Annotated in this window: 17 protein-coding genes; 4 read left to right on the forward strand and 13 right to left on the reverse strand. The window is 63.5% G+C overall.

What is annotated here, in order from left to right; genetic code table 11:
• Positions 1-18 precede the first annotated feature (18 nt).
• A complete protein-coding gene (locus KC8_RS16470) occupies positions 19-1,107 on the forward strand; it encodes a tyrosine-protein phosphatase (RefSeq protein WP_050805409.1) in 1,089 nt (362 codons plus the stop codon).
• 34 nt (positions 1,108-1,141) lie between these two features.
• Here the strand turns inward: KC8_RS16470 and KC8_RS16475 are convergent, their stop codons facing one another.
• The 7 genes from KC8_RS16475 to KC8_RS20620 form a co-directional block, all read right to left on the reverse strand.
• A complete protein-coding gene (locus tag KC8_RS16475) occupies positions 1,142-1,402 on the reverse strand; it encodes a hypothetical protein (RefSeq protein WP_010125696.1) in 261 nt (86 codons plus the stop codon).
• An 81-nt stretch (positions 1,403-1,483) separates the two neighbouring features.
• Positions 1,484-1,822: a DUF6481 family protein gene (locus tag KC8_RS16480; RefSeq protein ID WP_010125697.1), complete on the reverse strand. Its 339-nt coding sequence runs from the start codon at positions 1,820-1,822 to the stop codon at positions 1,484-1,486.
• A 222-nt stretch (positions 1,823-2,044) separates the two neighbouring features.
• A complete protein-coding gene (locus tag KC8_RS16485) occupies positions 2,045-2,239 on the reverse strand; it encodes a hypothetical protein (protein ID WP_010125698.1) in 195 nt (64 codons plus the stop codon).
• A 91-nt stretch (positions 2,240-2,330) separates the two neighbouring features.
• A complete protein-coding gene (locus KC8_RS16490; RefSeq protein ID WP_232455560.1) occupies positions 2,331-2,915 on the reverse strand; it encodes a HutD/Ves family protein in 585 nt (194 codons plus the stop codon).
• Positions 2,916-2,923: 8 nt separating this feature from the next.
• Entirely contained in the window at positions 2,924-3,232 is a 309-nt protein-coding gene (locus KC8_RS16495) for a PilZ domain-containing protein (RefSeq protein WP_010125700.1), read from the reverse strand.
• An 85-nt stretch (positions 3,233-3,317) separates the two neighbouring features.
• Positions 3,318-4,532, reverse strand: coding sequence for an NO-inducible flavohemoprotein (gene hmpA, locus KC8_RS16500; RefSeq protein ID WP_010125701.1), 1,215 nt, complete (start codon positions 4,530-4,532; stop codon positions 3,318-3,320).
• A 66-nt stretch (positions 4,533-4,598) separates the two neighbouring features.
• Positions 4,599-5,264: a DUF1971 domain-containing protein gene (locus KC8_RS20620; RefSeq protein ID WP_010125702.1), complete on the reverse strand. Its 666-nt coding sequence runs from the start codon at positions 5,262-5,264 to the stop codon at positions 4,599-4,601.
• 106 nt (positions 5,265-5,370) lie between these two features.
• On the opposite strand from KC8_RS20620, the gene KC8_RS16510 reads away from it, so the two are divergent.
• The gene (locus tag KC8_RS16510) at positions 5,371-5,814 is read left to right on the forward strand and encodes an Rrf2 family transcriptional regulator (protein WP_010125703.1); all 444 of its coding nucleotides are present in this window, start codon (positions 5,371-5,373) and stop codon (positions 5,812-5,814) included.
• A 166-nt stretch (positions 5,815-5,980) separates the two neighbouring features.
• On the opposite strand, the gene KC8_RS16515 is transcribed toward KC8_RS16510, so the two are convergent.
• Entirely contained in the window at positions 5,981-8,143 is a 2,163-nt protein-coding gene (locus KC8_RS16515; protein ID WP_010125704.1) for a TonB-dependent receptor, read from the reverse strand.
• Positions 8,144-8,354: 211 nt separating this feature from the next.
• On the reverse strand, positions 8,355-10,133 hold the full coding sequence (locus tag KC8_RS16520; protein ID WP_010125706.1) for an alkyl sulfatase dimerization domain-containing protein: 1,779 nt from the start codon (positions 10,131-10,133) through the stop codon (positions 8,355-8,357).
• Positions 10,134-10,235: 102 nt separating this feature from the next.
• Between KC8_RS16520 and KC8_RS16525 the strand changes: the two genes are divergently transcribed.
• Positions 10,236-12,608, forward strand: coding sequence for an arylsulfatase (locus tag KC8_RS16525; protein WP_010125708.1), 2,373 nt, complete (start codon positions 10,236-10,238; stop codon positions 12,606-12,608).
• A 38-nt stretch (positions 12,609-12,646) separates the two neighbouring features.
• Positions 12,647-13,918: a TetR/AcrR family transcriptional regulator gene (locus KC8_RS16530; RefSeq protein WP_010125710.1), complete on the forward strand. Its 1,272-nt coding sequence runs from the start codon at positions 12,647-12,649 to the stop codon at positions 13,916-13,918.
• Between the two features lie 10 nt (positions 13,919-13,928).
• Here the strand turns inward: KC8_RS16530 and KC8_RS16535 are convergent, their stop codons facing one another.
• From KC8_RS16535 to KC8_RS16550, 4 genes are all read right to left on the reverse strand, one after another.
• Complete coding sequence (locus KC8_RS16535; protein WP_010125712.1) at positions 13,929-15,833, reverse strand: M61 family metallopeptidase; 1,905 nt, start codon at positions 15,831-15,833, stop codon at positions 13,929-13,931.
• Between the two features lie 237 nt (positions 15,834-16,070).
• Positions 16,071-18,239, reverse strand: coding sequence for a methyl-accepting chemotaxis protein (locus KC8_RS16540; protein ID WP_010125714.1), 2,169 nt, complete (start codon positions 18,237-18,239; stop codon positions 16,071-16,073).
• 272 nt (positions 18,240-18,511) lie between these two features.
• Positions 18,512-18,937, reverse strand: a complete 426-nt coding sequence (locus KC8_RS16545) for a flagellar basal body protein (protein WP_010125716.1) — start codon at positions 18,935-18,937, stop codon at positions 18,512-18,514.
• 14 nt (positions 18,938-18,951) lie between these two features.
• The gene (locus KC8_RS16550; protein WP_010125718.1) at positions 18,952-21,666 is read right to left on the reverse strand and encodes a hypothetical protein; all 2,715 of its coding nucleotides are present in this window, start codon (positions 21,664-21,666) and stop codon (positions 18,952-18,954) included.
• Positions 21,667-21,702 lie beyond the last annotated feature (36 nt).

Raw genomic sequence — 21,702 nt, forward strand, 5'->3', positions numbered from 1 at the left:
AGAGTGCATGTGAAGGTCATGTTTGCCGCGACGGTGGCGGTGGCCGGGGCAGGGATGGGCTTCGCAGCCCCGCCCGCTGCGGCACCAGCACCAGCCGCACAGGCGGCGGTTTCGGCCCCCGCGCCCGAATTTGGTGTTGAGGATGGCGGCCCCGGGGTTTTCCGCGTGAACTGGAGCGCATGGAACCCGGATGCGCCGATGGCGCTGTTCGTGGCGGACAAGCCCGATGCGCCCGCGGCCGAACGTGTGAAGCTGGCGGACCATGCGATCCATTCGGCCGTGGTGGGACTGCCTGATTTCCCCGGCCGGCCTTATTTTTACGTCCAGCCGGCGAAGGGCGAAGGGCGCTGGCTGGCGCAACGGTTGCTGCCGCTGGAAGGCGGACGCAATTTTCGCGACCTGGGCGGTTACCGTACCAGTGACGGACACAGCGTGCGCTGGGGCAAAGTCTATCGTTCCGGATCGATGGCGGGCCTGATGCCGGCCGATTTCGAATATCTTGGCCGGCTTGGTATTCGGTCGGTATGTGATTTCCGGACGGCGGGGGAACGCAAGAGCGAGCCGAACAAGTGGGTCGAGGCGGCCAGGATCGACTATTATACGCGCGATTATGAAATGAGCGGCGGCGATCTGGCCAAATTGTTCAGCGGCAAGATAACCGGGGAACAGGCGCGGGCCAGCATGGCCGATATGTATCGCACATTGCCCTATGAACAGGCGCCGGCCTATCGTGAAATGTTCCGCAAGATGACGGCGGGCGAATTGCCGCTGGCGTTCAATTGCAGCGCGGGCAAGGATCGGGCGGGCCTTGCCGCGGCGCTGGTTCTGACGGCGCTGGGCGTCCCGCGCGAGACGGTGTTTGCCGATTATGCGCTGACCGACCAGTATCTGCGCTCCGCGCTGGAACGCGACAAGGGAGGCAACCAGATGCTTTCCAAGCTGCCCAAGGAAATCGCGGAACCGCTGCTTGCCGCCGACCCGCTTTACATCAGGGCAGCGTTTGACGAGATGACCCGGCGCGATGGTTCGCCCGAGGCCTATCTTCGCAATGTCGTAGGCCTTAACGAACAGGATCAGGCGGGCCTGAGGCGCGCGCTGGTCGAATAATCCGGAGGGGGCGGCCGCGCCGGATGCGGTGCGGTCAGCCCTGTTCGAGCCGCCAGGCCGCACTCAGATAATCGTCCGCCGCGCGCTTAAGCCCCGCATCCTCGAACGCATCGGCTGGCGTCGGCGCGAATCCCAGCGCCTCCATCAGTGCCCACAAGGCGAACTTCCGGCTCGGTTCCTGTTCGACGCCGAAGTCGATCGTCAGCCGTTCCTTGCCGGCGGCAAATTGTGCCGCGTCGATTGCGTCCGGATCGGTGGAGGCGAAATAATGCTCAAGCAGCGCATCGAGATCCATGGCACGCGCCCTTTCGGTGAAAGCCGCCGGTGCAGGGCAGGCGTGGTCGCGCTGCCCTGCCGCCGTTGACGGAATGCTGGATCAGCGCGTGTTTTTCCGATTCTTGCGCGCGGCATAACGCGCATCACGGGCGGCCTTCTTTTCGGCTTCCGTCAGTTCCGCCGCAGGGGCCTTGGCCGATTTGGCGGCCTCGGCAAGCTTTTGCGCCTGGCGTTCGGCCTTTTCCTGTTCGCGGGCGATGCGCTTTTCCGCAGCAGCCTTCGCTTCGGCTTCCTTGCGCGCCGCAAAGGCGGCCTGCCGCTCGGCGAGGACCGCCGGGTCGACCGGCGGCTTCGTCCGCAGCTTGTTCAGCGCAGTCTGACGGGCCTGCGCTGCGAGCTTTGCGCGTTCCTGGAAGCTCGGTTCTTTGAACGAGGGCATGCTTGGCAACTATTCCTATTCTGGGCGTGGTACGAAGCGGTGCGGGTCATTTCTGCCGCTCCGCCGGGAATGCGTGATCTGTGCCGAATCTGGTGGATGGAGGCGGGTATCCCGCTATCCGCCGCCGGCGCGCGGCCGCTTTAGGGGATTCGTGCTCCCTTGGCAAAAGCGGATGGAAGGGCGTTGTCCTGCCATAGCCTTGATGCTGGTTTCAGGCGGGATTCAGGGGATGACCCAGATGTCCACCGGTGTGCCGAACGTGCCGGGTGCGGGCTTGCCGACGTCGACGCGCTGCGCGGTCACGCGTTGGCCGGTTTCGAGGACGAACGCGGCGCCGGTACGGGGCATGCGCCCGAACTTCATCTTCTGGATGGGCTGGCCGGTCGAGGCGTTCATGATGGTGGCGATGATGCTCATGACGCGGCGGATAGCCCCCGTCCATGTGGAATGTCGATCCGCAAATGCAGCCTGCCCGCCGATGCCCGGCCCGTCGCGCCCGGTTGCGGTTTCAGGCAGGCAGAAACCGGACGAGAAGCGCGTTGGCCGTGCCGGTGAAGCTGATGGTCATGACGTCTTCCAGCAGCAGGCAATCGAGCCGATCGAGGGTTTCGACAATGCCGTCCGCTTCGCAGCGGACCGGGCCTAGCGCGACGAAGGCGGCAGACGGAGCGCCAACCCTGTGATCACTGGGCGCAAGGTGGCGCATTTCCGCGCGATATGCGCCGGTGCGGACCATCGCATTAAGATCGAGCACCGGCCCGCCAATGGGTTGCCCGATCACCGCGGCATCGCCCGGAAACGCGCAAGGGGTGCTTTGGGGCGTGATGAAGATATCGCCGATGGTGTCGCCCGACAGGTGCAGGGTGCCATCCAGCACCGCCAGTATCCGATCGATTCCGCTGAAGGCCGAAAAGGGGCCGGGGGCGGCCACTTCGGCCATGCTCAGTCGCCACAGGAAATCATCCATCCCGGCATCCGCAGGAAAAATGGCGATTTCGTGCGTGATGCCGCCGCCATTCTTCCATGGCATCGCCACCCTGTCGGCGGCGCGCAGCACTTCGATATGGCCCATCTCGGTAATCCGCAATTTCATCGGCCGTGCTATAGCGGTGTAGCGAGGCGGTTGAACACTGCCGGATGAAGCGGGGTCGCAAACTCCGCGCCGATCATAAAATCCTGGGACCAGATAATGCGGGCGGGCAGCGCTTCCAGACCCGCCAGCTTCAGCCAGATCGCGTCGCCCGGCCGCAGCGACCAATGCCAGCGGCACTGAAACCCTTCGAGCGACAGATTGAGGATGTCGACGGGTTCGCCGCGGGTGCCCCGTTCCCGGAAGGTGCCGTCGATCGCCACCGGCATCCGTTCGGACCGACGGACTTCCAGCGCCCCCGTCCACAATTCTCCCTTCACGATATTCTCCCCAGCCAATCCGCGCCCTTTATGGACGAAGGGGGTTATCAATCGATCAAGAGCGAACGGGGGCCTGCAAGGACCATCAGGCGGCAAGCAATTCGTCCGCCGGGCCGAAAAATTCATAATGGATGCGCGACGCCGGCACGCCCGCAAGCGACAGCCCTGCCACGAAGGCCTTGAGGAACGCGCGCGGCCCGCAGAGGAAATAATCGGCCGAGGCAACCGGCGTGTTCGCTTCCAGCCATTCGGCGGTGATCAGCCCGGCATGGTCATAATCCTCGCCCGGCCGATCCTGTTCGCGCGGGGCGAGGTAGAAGATCGCGGAACTGGCGTTGGCGCTGGTGGCGACCGCGTCACGCACCTCCTGCTTCATGGCATGGGTCGATCCATCCTGCGTGCCGTGGATATATTGCACGCTGGTTTGCGGATGGCGCGCGAGGATGGTGTGGAGCATGCTGATCATCGGTGTCAGCCCCACCCCGCCGCTGAGCAGGACGACCGGCCGTTCGGGATGATCGGCCAGGAAAAACTCGCCGGCCGGCGCGCCGACCTTCAAGGATGTGCCGACATCGGCCTGGTTGTGGAGCCAGCCGGATGCGACGCCTTCGGCCTCCTGCTTGACCGAGATGCGATAATGATCCGCGCCCGGCTCGCTGGAAATGCTGTAGTTGCGCTTGATCGGCGGATGGCCGGGAATTTCCAGCCAGAAGGTGAGATACTGGCCCGGCCGGTGGTGCATGATCGGGCCGCCATCTTCGGGTTCCAGCGTGAAGGACGTGATGATCGCGCTTTCCCGGTGCTTCGCAGCGATGCGGAAATTGCGCCAGCCGGCCCAGCCACCGGGGGCGGTTTCCACTTCATGATAGATCTGCTTTTCACGGCCGATCAGGACATGCGCCAGGAACCAATAGGCTTCGCCCCATGCGGCCAGCACGTCTTCGGTCGCGGCATCGCCCAGCACATCCTTGATCGCACCGAGCAGGGCATCGGCGACATAGGGATAATGTTCGGGCTTGATCTGCAGGCCGACATGCTTCTGCGCGATCCGTTCGACCGCCGGGGCGAGGGCGGCGAGCTGATCGATATTCTGCGCATAAGCGAGGATCGCGGCGGCCAGCGCACGAGGCTGTGACCCACCGTCGCCATGGTGGGACTGGTTGAACAGATCGCGGATCAGGGCGTTTTCGAACATCCGTTCATACATGCGGCGGACGATATCCAGCCCGTGAACCTCGATCACCGGGGCGGTGGCCTTGACGATGTGGATGGTCTGGTCGCTCAGCGCAGCAGCAGTCATGGTCGTACGTCTCCATGCAAGAAAGGCAGCCGGGATGCCGGCGTGGTGGATCGAAAAGGCGAAGGGTCAGATGGCCGGTGGACCATCGTGGAAGTCGATCCGCAGCCGCATCGGCCCGATCGGTTCCACCCAATGCGGCTGTTCGGGCGCGACGACGCCCGGACGATCGCAAGTGAGGTGCCGGGTCGACGGCGGGTCGGTGAAATGCAGCCGCGCTTCGCCGGCCAGCAGGTGGATCGCGCCCCATGTGCCGGCCTTGGTGCGATGTTCGCGGCGGAGTGCGCCGGGCAGGCTATCCTGATCGAACACCGGGGTTGAACGATAGGGTTGTGTGCTGGGTTGAGGCGCCGATAGCGGCTGGCCCGGACGGAAGCGGATGGCCAGTTGCAGGCTTTCGGCGATGCGCGCCGCCTTCGCCTGAAGCGCCTTGGCTGCATCCGCGGGCATCAGTTCCGCCGTTGTTTCATCCCACAATGCCAGCCAGCGTTCGAACATGTCCGGCGTGATCCGATCGACATGTTTCAGATGTTCGGCGACCGGATTGCCCTTGTAGGCGCCGGTCGACAGCATCACCGACGACCAGAAATGACCAAGTTTTTCCAGATGATGAGGCCAGTCATCGATCGCGCTGTTGAACAGCGGGCCGATCAGCGGATCGCGGCGAACATGTTCGTAAAAACGATCGACCAGCGTCGCCAGGGTCTGTTCGGTGATGGCCTTGTCCGGTTGCATCGCGCCCGCCGTGATTCGTGCATCTGAAATGCATATTATGCGATGGCGATTAACATGCAAGTGAAATACATGTATTGAAGTGCCGACGTTGCGCTAGGATGAGCCGATGCGGCTGACACGCTACACCGATTATTCGCTGAGGGTTTTGATCCACCTGGCGCTGAATGCCGAACGGCTCTGTTCGATCGGCGAAATCGCGCGTGCGTATGAGATTTCGCACAATCATCTGACGAAGGTGGTGGTGGCGCTGGGGCGCGATGGCTTCGTCGAAACGGTGCGCGGGCGGATGGGGGGTATGCGCCTGGCCCGGCCGGCCGAAGGCATCAGCGTGGGCGAAGTCGTCCGCCGGACCGAGGAGGGGTTCCAACTGGCTGATTGTTCGGGCTGCGCCATCGCACCGGCCTGCGGCCTCACCGGTGTGCTGGCCGAAGGGGTGGCGGCGATGCTGCAGGTGTTCGACCGCTACACCATCGCCGATCTGCTGCAGGACAAGGCGACGATGCGCCGACTGATCGCGCGGGAAGCGCTGCTGGGGATCGGCAGCCCCTGAACGGCGTTCGACGCCGGCTATCCGCGACAAACGACCCATTAAAAACAAAAATGCCGCCGGCGACCGCTGATGCGGAAGCCGACGGCATTTTCGTGAAGCGATATCGACGATCGGTGCGGTGCCGGGGCTATCAGGCCCCCGGCACCGCCCGGCGACGTTATGCGTCTTAGTATTCGAACGTCAGTTCGAGACCGTAGGTGCGCGGTTCACCGAACATCGCGGCCGGCTGGCCGCCGTTGAAGTGCGCAATGTAATATTCCTTGTCGGTCAGGTTCTTGGCGAACGCCGACAGACGCCAGTTGCCCATGCCGACGGGGATGTCGGACAGCGTCAACCGGGCATTGAGCAGGCCGTAGTCGCCGATGACGTAGCGCGGATCGCTGGTCGACGTCGATTTCTTGCTCTGCATGAAATAGTCGATGTTGGCGGTCAGCTGGCCGATCGGGGTTTCGGGGAAGGCATATTCCGCCCCAACCGTCAGCGTGTGCTTCGGTGCTTCGACGAAGGTGAAGTTCGACGTGATGTTGTTGCCGGTCAGCGGATCGATGATGCGCTGGAACTTGGCATCGAGATACGCATAGTTCGCCGAAACGGTCAGCGCCGAAGTCGGCTTGGCCGTCAGATCAAGTTCGAAACCCTGGATCCGCGCCTTGCCGGCGTTGAAGATGTCGGTGAGTTCCGGACGGTTGGCATCGACCTGAACGTTGGTCTGGATGTCCTTATACTGCGAACGGAATACGGCGAGGTTCGCGCGCAGACGGTTGTTCAGCCAGCTCGACTTGACGCCGAATTCCAGCGAATTGAGCGTTTCGGGGCCGAAGCCGGCGTTGAAGCGCTGAATGTTGCTGGCGCGCAGGTTATAGCCGCCGGTCTTATAGCCCATGGCGTACTTACCATAGACATTGACGTCCGGATTGACGTTGTACCCGATCGTCAGGCTCGGGCTGACGTCCGAGAAGCTGTTGTCGCCGGCACCCGACGGCAGGACCGTGGTAACGCCGCCGAGGACGCTTTCCTGAGCCAGTGTCGCCTTGCGTTCGTCACGCGACCAGCGCAGGCCGCCGGTGATGTACAGGCCTTCCAGCGAGGACGGACGCAGCGTGGCCTGCCCGTACAACGCATAAGCGCTGTTCTTGATGGTGGCGAAGCGATTGAGCTGCGGACGGCCGAACGGAATAGCGTAATCGCTATTGTCGCCCTTTTCGTCGAAATAATAAGCGCCGATGACATATTCGAGCTGATCGTCGAACAGCTGGCCAATGACCTGCAGTTCTTCGCTGAACTGCTTTTGCGACTGATCGAAGCCGGTCAGATAGACCGGGAACGGCCCGAACACACCGGTCAGATAGTTCTGGTTGGTGACGTTGGACAGCTTGCGATAGCCGGTCAGCGACTTGATCGTGACGTTGTCCGCAACTTCCCAGCTGGCGGTGAGGTTGTGGCCCTGCGATGTGACGTCGTTGGCTTCGAGGTTGCTGACGGCCGCCGAACCGGCGGTCGGGCGATCGGCGACATTCGGGTAGAAGGGCGCGAACACCATATACTGCGGCGTATCGTTGATGTCCGAACGATCGTAGCTGTAGCGCAGTTCGATGCTGTCGGTCGGCTGCCACAGGATGGCGGCGCGATACGCGTCGCGGCGCTGATCGCCGAAGCGCTTAACGCCGGTGCCGAGATTCTTGACGTAGCCGTCCTTCTCGCTGTGGAGATAGGCCAGTTCGACGGCAAGGGTGTCGCCGATCGGCACGTTGATGCTGGTGCGCGTGCGGAACTGATCATAGTTGCCGATGGTCAGCGCCTGCTTGGCGCCAAATTCGCCAAGGCGCGGGGCCTTGGTGATGTAGTTGATCGCACCGCCGGTGGCGTTGCGGCCATAGAGCGAACCCTGCGGGCCGCGCAGCACTTCGATGCGTTCGATTTCGGCGATTTCGGCCGACAGGCCCTGGCCGCGCGCGATGTAGATGCCATCGAGATAGACGGCGACCGAAGGATCGACCGTGATCTGATCGTCATTGTTGCCGACGCCGCGGATGAAGACGCGCGCGGTGGTGGCGCTGTTCGGGTGCGGCGTAACCTGAAGGCTCGGCACCTGCGAACGCAGATCGGTAAGATCGACGATTCCCTTCTTTTCGATGTCGGCGCTCGTCATCGCCATGATCGAGATCGGGGTCTTCTGGACCGATTCCGAACGCTTCTGCGCGGTGACGACGATTTCTTCGAGACCGTCGGAGGCGGCGGCATCAACCGGCGCTGCATCCTGCGCGAAAGCAGGCGTGGCAAACATAAGCAGACAGGCGGTAACGGCGCGCCGCGACACAAGACCGTTCATTCTTTTAAAACCCTCCCTTGGCCCGCGCGAACTGCGGCGGGCAACTTTCATCACGCCGGTGAAGGCGGTCATGGATGAGGCCCGTACTGATCTGTGTCGTACGATCCCCGTCCAAATGGACTAGATTCGATGCTATGCGCACGTAACCAGATATTTCAGTGCGCATAGTGTTGTAATTGTCGCACTTCGGCGATCGGTGACAAATTTCCGATCAGCGAACGACCAGATCGATCGGGGTTGCCGACAGATCGAGAGCGCCGAAAATGCGGGCAAGGGTGGCGATGCCGTCGCCTTTGATCGCGCCCTTTGCCGCAAGATCTTCGACAGTTGCGGCCCCGGCGACGAGATCGCCCAGTGCCGAGCGATCGAGCGTAACCGACGGTGCGGTGCCGGCGGCGCCCGGGCTGCTTTTCAGCGTGCTGTTGCGCAGTTCGACCAGCCAGGCATCGGCTTCGCCCGGCACGACCAGCGCGACGCGATCGTCGCCCGCGCCACCCAATTTGGGATCGACCCGGTAGCGCACGGATTCGAGCATCAGCGCGATCGGCATCTTCTTGATATTGTCCGGGTTCATGTAGCGGGCAGTGAGGCCCTTGGAATTGATCGCGCCGTCCAGTTCCATCGCGCCCATCAGGTAGAAGCCGCGCCGGTTGGCGTTATAGGTGGCGTAGCCGAGCTTGCGGAAGGCGGCGGCCTTCAACTGGCGGGCGTCCATGTCCTGATGGTCGATCGCGATCAGCAGGGTGGTGAGTTCGGCGGCCCATTGCGCATCGCCGGCCTTGAACGCCTTGGTGGCGGCGGCCAGCACGCGGGCGCGGCCGCCCATCAAGGCCACTTCGCGCTTGGCGCGTTCGGCGCGCGGGGTGGGGGCAAGATCGGTCGCGTCGCCGGAAAACCAGCTGACATAACCGACATAATAGCTGCGCGCCGCATCGGCGACGGTGCCATAATATTCGGTCGTATAGGGTTCGGAGCGCAGATAATCCGGCAGCGGACCGATCGCATCCGGCAGTTCCGCCACGGTGACGCCCTTGTTGATCAGGCGGATCGTCTGATCATGGGTGTACTGGATCGCGTCTTCATAGCGGGCGAGCAGCGATTTGATCTGCGGTGCGCCGGTGACGACCGGGCCGTGCATCGGCACCATATAGGCGCTGTCATAACGCTGCATGCGGCGCAGGCCGGTGATCCAGCGATTGGCGTCGCGCATCTTGGTGCCGCGCATCGAATGGAGATTGGGGAAGGTTGGCCCCTGGATTTCATCGCCGGACACCAGCGTCTTATGTTCGGGCAGCCAGATCGCGATGTGCGATGCCGCTTCGCCGCCGGTATGGAACAGGTGCATCTTCACGCCGGCGATCTCGACATCGCGCGCGCCATCCATGTCGACGAACTGCGTCGGCGGGATATAGCCCGATTCATTCTTGCCGGCCTTGCCCAGCGGGCCGCAGCAGCCGACATGATAATTGGCCGCTTCCTCGCCCTTCAGGCTGAAACCGAACATATAGGCCGCGCGCGTGGCCACGATCGGCAGGGTGGCGATGCCTTCGTCCGACAATTCCTTCAGGAAATTGGCCGCAGCATAGACCGGCACCTTGCCGCTTTTCACATCGGCGGGATCAACGAAGACCGAGGCGCCGTTCACATGATCGGGGTGATGGTGGGTGTAGACGATCGCCTTGATCGGCTTGGTGGAGATTTCGGCGCGGATCTTGGCGAGCGCGGCGTTCGCGATATCCTTGTTCATGCCGGTGTCGAGGATGATCAGGCCATCCGTCCCTTCGACCACGACGATGTTCATGCCCGGAAATTCGAGTTGCCAGACGGGCGTTTCGCCAACGCGCGTCACCCGTTCCTGGAACAGCTTGGCATGTTCCAGATAATTGGCCGGCGCCGAAAAGGGGACGTTCAGATGGTCGGGCCTGGCATGATCATGCGCGAGCGCGGGCGTCGTGACGGCAAGCAACAGGGCGGCGGGAGCGAAACGCATCCTCGGGTCTCCGGCAGGTCGGTGGATGATATGATTGTCGAGGCTTGTACTGTACGAAACTGCATCGTACAACCGCCGGCAGAACAACAGGTGGAGATCGAGATGCGGAACGAAGCACAGCGCAGTCGCGCAGGATCGGCGCGGCGATATGCCGGCAGTGTGGCAGCCTTGCTGCTGGGAACATCGCCGCTGGCCGCGCAAACCGTGCTTCCGGCAGCCCCCGCGCCATTCGCTGGCAAGATCGGCGAAACCTATGCCGATTCGGTGCAGGCCTTCCCCAAGCCGGTGACGGCGCCCAAGGGTGCGCCGAACATCTTCGTGATCCTGACCGACGATGTGGGCTTCAGCGCGGCATCCACCTTTGGCGGGCCGATCCCGACGCCCAACCTTGATCGGCTGGCGGCGCGCGGGCTGGTGTATAACCGCTTCCACACAACCGCGATGTGTTCGCCGACCCGCGCGGCGCTGCTGACCGGGCGCAACCACCATGCGGTGGGCAATGGCATCGTCGCCAATCTTTCGACCGGCTTCCCCGGCTATGACAATATCATGCCCAAGACCGCCGCGACGGTGGCCGAAGTGCTGCGCCAGAACGGCTACAACACCGCGATGGTGGGCAAGCACCACAATGCGCCCGAGGCCCACACGTCGCCGGCCGGCCCGTTCGATCTGTGGCCGACCGGGCTTGGGTTCGAGCATTTCTTCGGTTTCATGGCGGCGGAAACCAACCAGTTCACCCCCGCGCTCTATCGCGGCAACATGGCGGTGCCGACCTTGACGGAAGGCGTGCTGGACAAGGCGCTGGCCGATGAAGCGATCAACTGGGTTCACAGCCAGAAGGCGGCCGCGCCCGACAAGCCGTTCTTCCTGTATTACGCCACCGGATCGGCGCACGCGCCCATCCAGGCACCGGCGGACTGGCTGCTGAAGTTCCGGGGCAAATTCGACAAGGGCTGGGATGTGGTGCGCGCCGAAACCTATGCGCGCCAGCGCAAGGCCGGCATCATCCCCGCCAACGCCGAAAACACCGCACGGCCCGACGGCATCAAGGCGTGGAAGGACCTGACACCCGACCAGCGCCTGATCAACGCGCGGATGATGGAAGCCTATGCCGCGATGCTGGCCTATCAGGACAACCAGGTCGGCCGCGTGCTCGATGAACTCGATCGCATGGGCGAAAGCGGCAACACGCTCGTCATGTTCATCGAGGGCGACAATGGCGCGGCCGCCGAAGGCGGCGACAATGGCAGCAACAACCCGATGGCCAATTTCGCCAACGGCATGCAGGAAGGCGACAAGGTCCTGCTGGCCAATCTGGAAAAGATCGGCGGGCCGGAAGCGGTGCCCAATTACGGCTTTGGCTGGGCCTGGGCGACCAACGCGCCGTTCCGCATGTTCAAGCAATATGCGTCGCATCTGGGCGGCACGCGCAATGGCTTCGTCGTATCCTGGCCCGACAAGATCAAGGCACGCGGCATCCGTTCGCAATTCACCCATGTGAACGATGTGATGCCGACGATCCTCGACGTTGTGGGCATCGAGGCGCCGGAAAGCGTGAATGGCGTGAAGCAGCAGCCGATCGATGGCGTCAGCTTCGCCTACAGCTTCGACGCGCCGGCCGCCCCCGAACGGCACGACACCCAATATTTCGAAATGATGGGCAATCGCGCCATCTACCATCAGGGCTGGCTGGCCAGCAGCACGCCGGTGAACGCGCCGTGGAAACGGAGCGACAATACGAAGCTGCCAACCGATTATGCGTGGGAGCTTTACGACCTGCGGTCCGATTTTTCGCAGGCCCGCGATCTGGCGGCGAAGCAGCCGGCCAAGCTGAAGGAAATGCAGGCGCTGTTCCATAGCGAGGCCAAGCGCAACAATGTGCTGCCGCTGGACGACCGCATGACCCTGGCGCGGTTCCAGGCGGCGATGGGCCAGCATCCGACCCGCGACCGTTACACCTATTGGGGCGCGAATGTGAGCATCCCCACGGTGAACGCAGCCCCGGTGCTGGGCCGCGCATTCCGCATCACCGCCGATGTGGAATTGCCCGAGACGCCGGCCAATGGCGCGATCGTCGCCATTGGCAGCAAATTCGGCGGGTGGAGCTTCTACCTGAAGGATGGCCGCCCGGTCGCCCTGATGGCGGCGACGCAACTGGATGGCGATCAATCGAGCGTCGCGGCCACAAGCGTGCTTCCGGCGGGCAAGACCCAGCTTGTCTTCGATTTCCGCTATGCTGGCGGCTTCAACGCCGGCGGCGAGATGATCATCAGCGCCAACGGCCAGGAAATCGGCCGCGGGCCGATCGCGCGGACGATTTCCAAATATCCGGAAATGACCGACACGCTCGACATTGGGTTCGATGCCGATACAGCGGTGACGAACGATTATGCGCAGGGCGGCCACTTCACCGGCAAGATTGCGAAGGTCGATATCGAAGTTGGCAAGCCGGGGGCGGCTGGCCCGGCGCGATAAGGAAGGGTAAACGCGTGCAGGGGGGCGGGAATGTGAATATGATGTCCCGCCGCCGTCCGGACGACAGCCGTCCGGACGCGCGGGCCCAGATATTGGCGGCTGCGGGCGAAGTTTTCCTGCGGGAGGGCTTCGCCCGCACCAGCGTGGACCAGATTGCCGCCACCGCGCACATGAGCAAGCAGAGCATCTACGAACTGTTTCCGAGCAAGATGGATCTGTTCGAGGCGGCGGTGCGCAACACGCTTGATATGGCGGATCGCAACCTGGCGGCGGTCGACGATGTCGGGGACATCGAAGCGACGTTGCGGCGGTTTGGCCTGCGCCTGTTCGAAGGGTTTGCCAATCCGGTGAATTTCGGCCTGTTCCGCGCCAATATCGTGGCGGCCACCCGTTTTCCGAAACTTGCCGCCGAATTGCACGAACATCGGCTGGCGATGGTGCGCCGGTTTGCCGACTATGTCGAAAGGTGCATTGCCGACGGCGCACTGGCACCCGTCGATCCCTTGACCACGGGAATCCGGTTTGGCGGCATGTCTGTCGAAGGGGCTCGTTATTTCCTCGGCCTGTCTCCGCCGTCCTTGTCCGTTCGGGCGGAAATCGTGGGTTCGATCGTCGATCTGTTCCTGAATGGCTATCGCGGGCAGACCGATCCGGACGGCGGCACGCCAATGGCGGCGGCGGACCAGATGGCCGATCCGGTCCTCGAAAGCGGGGCGACGCTGCGCCTGACGCCCGAAAAGCTGGAAAGCCTGATCGATGCCACACTGGGCGAGTTTCTGGACAATGGCTATCGCGGCGCCAGCCTTGATCGGATCGCCACCAGCGTCCGGGCGAGCAAGGCGACTTTATACCGCCAGTTCGGCAATAAGGAGGGCCTGTTCCGCTATGCCGTCCAGCGGGAGATTGCCGCGGCGAGCCGGACGAAATTCGCGGTCGCGACAAGTGGCACGATGGACGAGGCCGTCACCAACCTGGCGCGACAGGCGCTCGACTGGCATCTGGCGCCGACCAATATCCAGATGCACCGCCTGCTGATCCAGGAGAGCGAACTGGTGCCCGATCTGGCGCGCGATTATCATGATGTCCGCGTCGCCCGGCTGGGAAGCGCGTTGTGCGAACTGCTCGCGGCATATGGCCAGCCGGTGCCGAACGAAACCGCCATCCGCGCTTTTTACGCGCTGGCGACATTCGCGGTCCGTTTCCTGACGCTGCACGTCCTGCCCGACAATGCGCAGCGCGACCTGCTGTCTTGCGAAAGCGCGCGGCTGTTCCTGCACGGCGTGCGGCCCGGACCAGAAGCCCGGACCTGAGACGCCACGATCAGGGACGCGGTTCGAGCAGCCGATCCAGCGTGGTCGTGCCCGCGCCGATCTTTTCCAGCCGGGGATAGCGTAAGCCACCATCCCACAGGATATCGACGCTGCGGAAATAATCGCCCGACTGGACGAGCAGGCGGATCGGGGCCTTGCTGCCCCTGGCCGCGCGGATCGCATCCTTGAGGCCGCTATCCGTGTAGGCCCGCCCGCCGATCGCGACGATCTTGCTGCCCACGGTGAGGCCGGCGGCGAAGGCGGGGCCATCCCAGATCACCTGCGTAATCGCCCCGTTCTTCGTCGACAGCCCGATCGAATAGCTGAGATCGAGCGATTTCGCCCGCCGTTCGGCATCGGCGAAGAAGGCGGTCGGTTCGTCGGTGTAGATCAGCCGATAACCCGCATCGGTGAGGCCTTTCAGCGGAGCGCCCCCGGCGTTTTCGCCGAGCCTAGTGGTGAGAAAGCCGGTCCAGTCATAGGGCACGACCGCATTGAGCGCGGCCACGACATCGGCGAAATCATACGTGTCGATCCCCCAGTCGCCATCCTTGCCACCGAAGAAACCACGGGCGAAATCGTCCATCGATTTGCGCCCACCCGATCTGGCGCGCAGGATGGTATCGACTTCAAGCCAGACGAGCATGCCTTCGTGGTAATAATCCTCGGATCGCTGGTAACTCACCCATCCCTTGGGCCGGCGGGCGGAAATGACGGGATCGTTGGTGGTATCGCGCAGCGGCCGCCAGTCGCGCCCGCGCCGGATATCGAGGCTGGCGGCGATCGATGCCAGCGCGTCCAGCGTTTCCTGACGGGTGAACAGGCCCGAACGGGCGCCCAGAACATAGCCCCAGAACTGCGTCTGGCCTTCATAGACCCACAGCAGATCATCGTTCATCGGCGTGTTGAAATCGGCCGTCCAATTGCCCGCCGGACGGCGGAACTTGCCGTTCCAGCTATGCGTAAATTCGTGCGGCAGCAGGTTGCGCCGCCCCGGACCCTTGGTCCATTCGGTGAAATATTCGGGGTTCACCCCATTTTCGGAACTGCGATGATGTTCCAGGCCGATGCTGCCCATTTCATCGGTGAGCGCGAGCAGAAATTCGTATTTGTCATAATGCTGGGCGCCGAACAGCTTGACCGATTGATCGACCAGCTTGCGATGCGCGGCGATCTGTTCGGGCGTGGCGGCAAGATATTTGGCTTCATCCGCGACGATGTTGAGGCGAACGCGCGGGCTGAGTTGTTCCTGTCGGAAATATTTGCCGGCGAAGACGGGGGAATCGACCAGCGTTTCATAATCGGTCGTTTCATACCGGTAGGTCGATCCGGTCGCGCGGGCGGGCAGGCCGGACGCCGCCTGCCAGCCATCGGGATATCGCACCGTCGCGCTAACGGGAATGCGCCGCGTGAAATAGCCGGCCGGATACAGCGAAACCTGTTCCCATTGCAGGTTCAGCATGGCCGGGGTGACGCTGATGCGGCCCTGATCTCCGGCGGTCGCGGCGATGAATTCGAACGCGATATCCAGTTGCGTTGCGCCCTGCGGCACATCGATGTGGAAGGCGTAGACGTCGAGATTGTCGCGCCGCCACGGCAGCAGCCTGCCGCCGGCCAGGATCTTCAACCCGGCGAGCTTTTCGATTTCACCGCGCGGCGCGTGCTTGCCGGGCAGCCATTTGGGGAAAAGCAGCGTCATCGCGCCGGGCGCGGCCACTGGGATCACCTGCTTCACACGATAGATCGCCCGGCCCACATCGGTCGCATCCACATCGAGCGTCATCGTGCCGGGATAGGGAATATCCCGCGCGGCCGGGATCGTATCGACCAGCGTCGCGGGCTGGGGCTGGCTGTTCTGCGCGATGGCGGCGGCGGACAGGAACAGGAGCGGAAGGACCATCAGGCGTGTGCGCATTGGGCGGGGAACTCGTTTACAGGCTGGAAGCCAGCGAGTTTAGGCCAGCCGCGCGGCCCCGGTCCAGCCATGTGTGGCCGGCCAACCGGTAGGGCGACGATGAGCGGCCGCTTGCCGGCCCCCGTGCGCCATGGATTTCAGGCAGGATATTGACTGCGTATCTGTGATGGCGTCGCCGCGAACGGGGAGGCGAGGCTCCACTTCCGGCCGATGGGGCCGAAAATGGAGCCTGCCGGATCAGGCCGCCAGACGGTGGGCCGTGGCGGAACCGCTTGCCCGCCGGGGCGCGCCGCCATTGTCGGTGCGGAATTGCGCCGCCTGTTCGGACAGCGCCGCGACCTCGGTGTTGAGGTTGCGGGCGGCAGCGGAGGTTTCTTCCACCATCGCTGCATTCTGCTGGGTCGACTGGTCCATCGTCGTCACGGCCACACTGATCTGCGAGATCGCCGACGACTGCGCCTGATTGTCGCTGGCCATGCCATCGAGCAGGGAGTGCACTTCGCCGACGCCGCCCGAAATGCTGGCCAGCGCATCATCGACCCGCTGAACCGCGCCGACGGCGGTGACGATATCCGTCTGCGTGACGGTCAACTGGTCGCGCGCCTTTTTGGCTTCTTCTTCGGCGCGCATGGCAAGCGCGCTGACGAGATCGGCGACGACCGCGAAACCACGGCCGGCTTCGCCGGCGCGGCCAGCTTCGACCGCGGCGTTCATCGCGAGAACGCGGGTCTGGAACGCGATCTTGTCGACACCTTCGATCACCTCGTCGATGCCCTTGGCGCTTTCGCGCACCCGGTCCATCGCCTGCACCGCTTCGTCGGCGACGGCACGGCCGCCTTCGACGGTTTGGATTGCGGTGTTGGCCTGCTGCACCGTGCGTGCCGCGGCCTTGGCGGTGGCTTTCAGACGATCGTCGATCTGGACGAGCGCGGCCGAGGTTTCTTCGAGGCTGGCGGCATTGGCTTCGGTGCGCCGGGCCAGATCTTCGGATGCCTGGGCGATTTCATGCGAACCGGTGCGGATCGCCGTCGCGCTGTCGGTGACGGTGCTGATCATGCCGCGCAGACCGGCAACCGCTTCGTTGAAATTGACCTTGAGCACCGAATAGGCCCCCGGGAAATCGGCATCGATCGTGGCCGTCAGATCGCCATCGGTAAGCGCCGCCAGGCCATCGCCGATCGCCGAGGTGATCAGTTTCTGTTCCTGGGACGCGCGGGCGTCTGCCGCCGCGCGATCGGCCGCGGCCTGGCGGAAAACATCTGCCGCGCGGGCCATGGTGCCGATTTCGTCATGGCGATCGGTTTGGGGCACGGCAAGGTTTTCACCCTTGGCCAACCGATCGACGGCGGTGCTCAATTGTTCCATCGGCCGGCCGATGATCGAACGGGCGGCGAGGAACAGGCCGACAAGCGCCGCACCGACGATCAGCAGACCGGCGACGATCAACTGCCAGGCCAGTTCGCGAGCCGGCTGGCCGACGGTGGCGACCGGAATGTCGAGCACCAGCGCCCAGGTGGCGTTGAGTTCTTCGAATTTGATCGGACGGATGATGCGTTCGACGGTAACGCCATTGATGTCGATCGCTTCGATCCGCTGCGTTTCGCCGCTGGCGATCGCGGCCTTGACCTTGTCGAGGCCTTCGTCGGCATACGGCTTCATCCGCAGCGCCGCATCGGGATGGGCGACCCACATGCCGTTGCCGGACAGCAGCATCACCTTGCCGGTGCCAAACGGCGCGAGCTTGCCCAGTCGTTCCGAAATATTGTCGAGCGCGACGTCCAGCCCGGCCACGCCGATGATACGGCCGCCGGACTTCACCGGAAACGCGATCGACGTCATCGTCACAGTCTTGTCGCCGAGCTGATACGAATAGGGATCGGTGATCGCGCCTGCGTCACGGTCCTTGGCGAGCTTGTAATAGCTGGCGGAGTAGACGCCGGCTTCCTTGTTCGGCTGCATCGTCACCGCGCCATTTTCGCGGACCCAATAGGGCATGAACGCGCCGCTGCCGTTCGAGGCCACATGGCCCGTCATGGCCGCATCCTGCCCGTCGAACCCGTTGGGTTCGGCGAAGAACCAGCTGCCGAGAATCATCGGCGAGGCTTCGATATTCGGCTTGAGCACCCCCATGGCGGTGCCGCGATCGCGGTTACCGGACTGATGCAGCGTGCTCAGCGCGGCGGCCATCGATTTGGTGGTTCCTTCGAGGATGGCGAGCTGAGATTCGAGCGCGTTGGTTTCCGCGTCGGCCTGCGCCGTGGCGGCATTGTTCGAAAGCGATTTCACCGCCTGGTTCGTCTGAAGGATGATGATGGTGAAGCCGATGAGCAGCAACAGCCCGATCGAAAGTCCGGCCACCGTCATCAACTTGCCGGCGATGGCCATCCGGCTGAACAATCTGCTCATGTAAATCCCCTGCAATAACATCCGCGTTCCCTGCGCGGGCGTCTGTTCCGATCTCAGGGCCGCGTGCCGAGGCAATGCGGACCGGAAAGATCAATGCGGCGCCGCTGATCCGGGATGTGCCGGAGGCGGCGCCGTACAAGATCATTATATGACGGTTGCAGGTGATTTCGGGCGAAATGCCAAGGATTATTGTTGATTAATAATATAAGATGCGCAGTTGAATAAAAAATGACAGTTGTTGCGGGTGGATTTCAAGTCCACCCCATATTTTATCAATTGCGGCCGATCGCCGATTTCAACAATGCCATCTGCTTGCGGTACAGGTTGGTCATTGCCGCAAAATCAGCCTGAACCTGGCCCATCTTCAAAAGCTGTTCCTCCAGCGTCACATTGTTTCCGTCGGGCTTGGTTTCACTGGTGTTCCGATCGGCGACGATATTGTTTCCGGCACGCGGCGGGGTTGCGCCCAGCGCGGACATGCCGCTGGTGATCTGGATGCGGGGACGCGTGATGCGCGCCATGCCGGCCGCAGCACCGTGCGCGGCCAGAAGCGACGAGAAATCGGGAGCTTCGACCTCCTGCGCCTTGAAGCGCGGGGTTTCGCTGTTGGCGATATTCTCGGCGATCACGCGCTGGCGTTCGGCGAGATGCTTCATGGACTGGTTGATGCCGGTGAGCAGCGGCGGAACGGTGGTCATGACGATATTCTCCCTTAGCTACCGCCGCCGGTGAGGCGATCGAGCGCCGCCTGATATTGGGCAAGCTGGGCCTTCTGGTACGCCGTGCCGCCGCCCGTGACGAAACCATCGACGCGCTGGGCCTTGGCGGCATCCCAGTAAAGCGAACGGTAGGCGGTCTGCGTCATCGACAGGGCGGATTTGATCTTGGCCAGCGTCGCGGTGGCATCCTTGGCCGTGCCGATGGTCATATATTCGTTGAGCGCGAGGCCGAAATTGCCGCCCGGGCGAACCTTGGGATCCTTTGGCCCGGCGGGCGTGGCAACGGACAGGCGCGCGGGATCCATGCCCAGCTTGGCCAGCGCATCCTTGCCTTCGGCGCCGGCGATCAATTCGATCGCATAGCCTTCTTTGGCGTCGATCCGCAGCGTTGATTTGCCGTTGATCTTGGGCGTGGTGATCGCCGCGTTCGTACGGGTGATCTTGCGGATCTTATCGCCCAGCGAGGTGAGCGTTTCGTCCGCTGCGATGACGATCTTCTTGATCGTGCCGCCCTGCACGCGAATGCCAAATTCATCCCCGGCACGCAGCGACGTCTGGGCGGTAAGGCTGGTCGACGGCGTGCTGTTCATGGCGCCGCGGCCCAGCCCGAGCGCGCCGATGACGCTGGCACCGCCGGTGGACGCGGCAATGCGCACGGGTTCGGTGCGGTATCCCGGCCGACCGAATTGCTGCGTGCTTTCGATGGCGCCGGTGCCCATGTCGAGGCGGCTGACGAACCCATCCATGGCGCCGGTGCGCGTGCCATCGATCGCGCCGTTGGTGCGCCCGCCGACATACAGCGCGCCGTTCATATAGGTAACGCTGTCGATCTGATCGTCGTTGGCCGAACCGACATAGGATGTGGACGCGTTGGCGAATGTGTTGTCGATCCGCGTGACGAAACCATCGCGGCCGCCGCTCATGCCGTTGGCCTGCGCACCGGCCAGCGCTGCCGAGGTGGAACCCGCCACCGCGATTTCGCCGGTTGCGGACACGGCAATGGCGCGCGCGTCGGCGCTGCCGAGCGTGATTTCGCCCAGATCGTTCGACAAGGCCGCGGAATCGATGCGGTGGAGCTTGGCGACGCCACCTTCCTTGGTGAGCGCCAGCAATTCGCCCGAACCGTCGATCGCCAGCGCCGTGATCGAATCCACGCCGCCGCTGTCGATCATGCGGCGTTCCTGCAGCTTGCCCGCCGCATCAAGCCGCGCGACGAACGCATCGCCGCCGCCGGTGGACGATTTGCCGCCGACATAGATCGATCCGTCGGTGCCGATCGTGACGGCGCTGGCGGTGTCGTTGCCCAGCTGGCGCAGCGAGGTGGAGAATTGTTCATCGCCGCTGGCGTCGAAGCGGGCGACCAGCATGTCGCTGTCGCTGCCAAGATTGCCGTTGAACGGCCCCTTCACCGTGCCGGCGACGACGATATCGCCATTGGCGGCGATGCTGACGGCGGCCCCTTCGGCTTCGCCGGCGACGCCCAAAGTACGCTGCCAGACGACCTTGCCTTCGCTGTTGACCTTGGTGAGGAACAGATCATTGCCGCCGTCGGACAGGTTGCCGCCGAGATCGCCGGCCGTGGTGCCTACGATGTAGCTGAACCCTTGCGCGTCGGTGGCGATGGCGCGGGCATCGGTGGCTGCCCACACGGTGGGATCGGGCGCCGTTTCACCCTTCTTGAGCGTTTTTCCTTCTGCGGCGAGCCTCGCCTGTTCGGTGGCGGTGCGATCGACCGCGTTGATCGTGCCCAGCGTCTTGCGATCGAACGCGGCGGCGGGATCATCGAACCGATAAATTTGTGCGGATGACGGGGCGTCCAGCGCGGTCTGGCCGCTGACGACCATCAGCGCATCCTTTGCGCCGACCTGATCGAGCGAAAGCTTTTCCGAACCGACCGCGTTGAGCGCGAGGCCCCATTTGCCATCGGTTTTTTCGACCGCGAAGCGCGATTGCCAGCGCGGTATCGGATCGCCGTTCGCGTCGAGCACGGGATCGCCGTTGGTGTCGCGCATCGGCACCGACTGGATCGCGGCGTTGATCGCGGCGGCGACGGAATCGAGCGTCGGCGGCTGCGGCGTCTGCGACAGATCGACCGTGACGCTATCGGCGATATTGGCCCGGCCCAGATCGATCTTCAGCACTTCGCTGCCCGTCAGCCCTGGAATCGGCGCATCGCGGGCGACGAGAATGCCGGTGCCGGCCGTCTTGCTGGGGGCAATGCCGCTGGCCACGCCGACGCTTTCGGCGCGACGCGTGGGTATGCCGAACGACAATTCGACCTTGTCGCTGGGCGCCTGGCCCAGAAACGTCTGCAAATCGGCCATGCCCTTGGCGAAAGCCTGCTGGAGCGTTTTGCGTTCGGCGGACGAAGTCGTGCTCTTGGCGGCGGTTTCCGCAAGCAGCTTCAGCCGGTCGAGCGCCTTGTAGGTGATGAACGAGGTTTCGACATCGGGAAGCTTGCTGATTGCGGCGCTGGTTTTCGTGTCGATGATCGTTGCCATGCGCTTGATGGCGGAAAGTTGTGCGGAAGCCGGTGTCTTGGACGCGGCTTCTTCCCATGGCGGGGTGGTTTTCGGCGTGGTGAAGGCGAGCTTGGCGACCCGGACCGCGCCCGATTCAGCGCCATTGCCCATCACGCCGCTGAAGATGCTGCTATTGCCGGACAACATGCTGAGGCCGATCAGCCCGTTGGATAAATTTATCGCCATAACCACCTCCGCCAGCCGGTCTTTCCGCTGTTCTCC

Source organism: Sphingomonas sp. KC8 (genome assembly GCF_002151445.1).
GTDB lineage: Bacteria > Pseudomonadota > Alphaproteobacteria > Sphingomonadales > Sphingomonadaceae > Sphingomonas_E.

What these genes read in the sequence shown, in the direction of transcription:
- KC8_RS16470 (WP_050805409.1), top strand. Translation starts at nt 19, where the DNA reads ATGTTTGCCGCGACGGTGGCGGTGGCCGGGGCAGGGATGGGCTTCGCA.
- KC8_RS16475 (WP_010125696.1), bottom strand. Translation starts at nt 1,402, where the DNA reads ATGGATCTCGATGCGCTGCTTGAGCATTATTTCGCCTCCACCGATCCG.
- KC8_RS16480 (WP_010125697.1), bottom strand. Translation starts at nt 1,822, where the DNA reads ATGCCCTCGTTCAAAGAACCGAGCTTCCAGGAACGCGCAAAGCTCGCA.
- KC8_RS16485 (WP_010125698.1), bottom strand. Translation starts at nt 2,239, where the DNA reads ATGAGCATCATCGCCACCATCATGAACGCCTCGACCGGCCAGCCCATC.
- KC8_RS16490 (WP_232455560.1), bottom strand. Translation starts at nt 2,915, where the DNA reads ATGAAATTGCGGATTACCGAGATGGGCCATATCGAAGTGCTGCGCGCC.
- hmpA (WP_010125701.1), bottom strand. Translation starts at nt 4,532, where the DNA reads ATGACTGCTGCTGCGCTGAGCGACCAGACCATCCACATCGTCAAGGCC.
- KC8_RS20620 (WP_010125702.1), bottom strand. Translation starts at nt 5,264, where the DNA reads ATGCAACCGGACAAGGCCATCACCGAACAGACCCTGGCGACGCTGGTC.
- KC8_RS16510 (WP_010125703.1), top strand. Translation starts at nt 5,371, where the DNA reads ATGCGGCTGACACGCTACACCGATTATTCGCTGAGGGTTTTGATCCAC.
- KC8_RS16515 (WP_010125704.1), bottom strand. Translation starts at nt 8,143, where the DNA reads ATGAACGGTCTTGTGTCGCGGCGCGCCGTTACCGCCTGTCTGCTTATG.
- KC8_RS16520 (WP_010125706.1), bottom strand. Translation starts at nt 10,133, where the DNA reads ATGCGTTTCGCTCCCGCCGCCCTGTTGCTTGCCGTCACGACGCCCGCG.
- KC8_RS16525 (WP_010125708.1), top strand. Translation starts at nt 10,236, where the DNA reads ATGCGGAACGAAGCACAGCGCAGTCGCGCAGGATCGGCGCGGCGATAT.
- KC8_RS16530 (WP_010125710.1), top strand. Translation starts at nt 12,647, where the DNA reads ATGATGTCCCGCCGCCGTCCGGACGACAGCCGTCCGGACGCGCGGGCC.
- KC8_RS16535 (WP_010125712.1), bottom strand. Translation starts at nt 15,833, where the DNA reads ATGCGCACACGCCTGATGGTCCTTCCGCTCCTGTTCCTGTCCGCCGCC.
- KC8_RS16540 (WP_010125714.1), bottom strand. Translation starts at nt 18,239, where the DNA reads ATGAGCAGATTGTTCAGCCGGATGGCCATCGCCGGCAAGTTGATGACG.
- KC8_RS16545 (WP_010125716.1), bottom strand. Translation starts at nt 18,937, where the DNA reads ATGACCACCGTTCCGCCGCTGCTCACCGGCATCAACCAGTCCATGAAG.
- KC8_RS16550 (WP_010125718.1), bottom strand. Translation starts at nt 21,666, where the DNA reads ATGGCGATAAATTTATCCAACGGGCTGATCGGCCTCAGCATGTTGTCC.